Here is a 2,685-nt window from a genome sequence, read left to right on the forward strand (position 1 = left end):
ACGGGCCACCGTGGCCGACAAACCGAGCACGAACCGGGCTTTCGCCCGTCGCACGACCGACTCGAACGTCTGCGCCGACAAGTGGTGACACTCGTCAACGATGACGTGGCCGTAGTCGGCGACGAGGTCGTCGACGACGCCTTTCTTGACGAGGCTCTGTATGCCGGCGACATCAATCAGGCCTGTGGTTCGCTTGCGGCCGCCGGCCACACGGCCGATCGACTTCGCCGGCATACCAAGGAACGTCGAGAGTCTCTCGACCCACTGATCGAGGAGTTGCCGTCGGTGGACCAGCACCAGCGTGTTCACCCGACGCCTGGCAATCAGCCATGCGGCAATCACGGTCTTTCCGAAGGCCGTCGTCGCCGCCAGCACGCCCGTGTCGTGCAATGCCATCGCCCTGGCGGCGGCCAACTGCTCAGGTCTCAGTTCGCCGGTGAATGTCACATCCGTGGGCCGACCGCTCTCTCGTTCGTCACGAATGACGACGCGGATGCCGAGACTCACCAGTTCGGCGCGGATGTCGTCCAGGCAACCGCGCGGCATGCCGATGTGCTGCGGATGGTCCTCGGCGCACGCGATGACGCGCGGCTTGTCGTAAGTCGACAACCGCATCGCCTGTGCCTTGTAGAACTCCGGGTTCTGGAAGGCGGCCATCCGCAAGAGACGGTTCCTCAGCCCTGCGTTCAGGCCGTCCTTGGCGAGGTAGATCTGATTGGCGTAGACGAGTGCCAGGCTGTCGGGCAACTCACCGACGATCGCTGCCTCGCGCGGACGCCGCGAGGGCGCCATCGTCCAGGGCTCTTCTTCGCCGTCCTCCTGCGGTGGCAGACGCACGCCCAGGACTCGACCACGTCGTTCCGCGTCCTGAACGATCGATTCGACCTCTGCCAGACCGATGCGTCGCACGCTCGCCAGGAACGCCCACTGGTCGACCCATGGCACAAGATCGTCGTCAACGAACACGCTGTTGCCCTCGTCGCGCGGTGCCCGTTGCAGGGGCAGCGCGATCAGGTTCCCGAAGCCGCCCTGAGGCAGGGTGTCCTGGTTCGGGAAGAGCCGATCGTAGGAGTCCAGGCCGATCTCAGGTCTGTTCTCCATCGCTTCCGTCAGCAGGTGCGATCCGAGGCGGCGGGCCAGCGAGGCGGGGATGGCCTGACCGAAGAAGAGCCATACGTGTCCGCCCCGCCCGGAACGCGATCGCTCGAGCGCGGCGGCCAGGCCCAAGCGTCGACAGCCACCGACGAAGGCGACTGCATCAGGTTCCCATCCGGCCTTGTCGAAATCGACGGCCAGAAAGTAGCAGGTCTCGTCCAGCAGCATCGGATAGACGCCAGCGACGAACGGGTGATCACTCGCGTCTCGCCCGGAGAGATGCCATCGAACGACTTCGTCGGTGACCGGGAGGAAGCGGCGATGCGGGCACAGCGCACACTTGATCCTGGGCTTCTCGCAGATGCCCGGCACCCACTCGTTCGCGCACGCGGGCGCATAGCCGGACTTGCCGGTCTTCCGGCTCTCGAATCGACGCGGGTAGACGTCTTCGCGGCCGCGGAACAGCGATCGGAAGAGGGCAATCTTTGCCGCTACTGGCGAGTGCCGATTGAGAGCGCCGTCAGAGGCGGGGGCAGACGACGCGGCCGGGTCGAGATCACCCATCGACTATGACGCATCGGTGTCGGAGCGGGCCGGCTCGAAACGCCACCGCTTCAGATCGTCGATGGCATCGAAGTGAGCGTCGATCGCCGCAATCGGCACCTGGTGCTCGACGCACAGCGCCGCGATCCATAGGTCGTTCTCTGGAATCGGCTTGCCCTTCTGCCGGAGAGCGAGCCGCAGTTCAGCGTAGACCTTGGCGGTGGCGACCGTGACGTTCAGGACGACGCAGCGAGTGACCAGCGCTTCAACCTTGGCGAGGTTCTCGTCCGCCTTCCGCGAATTGAGGGCTCCGTAGCGCAATTCGCCGACAACGGGCGCCGGCAGAAGGTGCTCGCTGACGCTCGAGAGCAGCCGGACGTCAACCGCCGCGGCCAGAACATCGATCGCAACGCTCGTGTCGAGCGCGACCCGATCACCACTCCTTGGGGTCGACGCGCTCGAACTCACGATCGATGATCTCCCGGAGTTCCTGAGCGTCCTCAGTGGAGAGAGAGCCAGAGACTTCGGCAAGCGCAGGCACCCGCTCCTCGACATCCACTGTGAGCGTGACGTGGTGATGCTCGGCCAAACCCTTGGGACGTCGGAGCGGCCGGAACACACCGTCCTCGAACACGGCAGGAATGGTCTGGCTCATGAACATCATCCTAGCAGGTCACGGATTGCGGGGCCGGATCGGACGCGATGTCCGGCGACACCGGCCGGCCTACCGTGCTTGACCTCGCGCATCCCGGGTTCCAGGTGCACCCACGCGGCGTTGATAGAGAACCCGCGTGGCCCGAATGCGCCTATTTCCGAGGGCCGCGGAGGCGAAGAGCGGCGTGCTTTTCGACGTCATTGCCCGCAGTCGCCCACGAGAACCCGCTACGCCTTGCTAAGTTGTTGAATCTAAATGATCGGAGTTTGGCGGAGAGGGTGGGATTCGAACTCTGCCAGCTCCTTTAGAATCTGTAAGTTACAGAAACCACGTTGCCGGGAATGCCATGAATGCCGTCGTTGCCGTCGGGCATTGCCCGCCATTGCCCGCTG

3 protein-coding genes are annotated in these 2,685 nt (G+C 64.6%); all 3 read right to left on the reverse strand.

Annotated elements, in window-relative coordinates:
• On the reverse strand, window positions 1-1,659 hold a 1,659-nt coding region (locus tag IT182_07920), incomplete at its 3' end, for a DEAD/DEAH box helicase family protein (GenBank protein ID MCC6163261.1).
• 3 nt (window positions 1,660-1,662) lie between these two features.
• The gene (locus tag IT182_07925; protein MCC6163262.1) at window positions 1,663-2,106 is read right to left on the reverse strand and encodes a type II toxin-antitoxin system VapC family toxin; all 444 of its coding nucleotides are present in this window, start codon (window positions 2,104-2,106) and stop codon (window positions 1,663-1,665) included.
• Complete coding sequence (locus IT182_07930) at window positions 2,072-2,293, reverse strand: antitoxin family protein (GenBank protein ID MCC6163263.1); 222 nt, start codon at window positions 2,291-2,293, stop codon at window positions 2,072-2,074. The genes IT182_07925 and IT182_07930 overlap by 35 nt, the downstream gene beginning before the upstream one ends.
• Window positions 2,294-2,685: the final 392 nt, after the last annotated feature.

This window comes from Acidobacteriota bacterium, assembly GCA_020845575.1.
In the GTDB taxonomy this organism is placed as follows: Bacteria; Acidobacteriota; Vicinamibacteria; order Vicinamibacterales; family Vicinamibacteraceae; genus Luteitalea.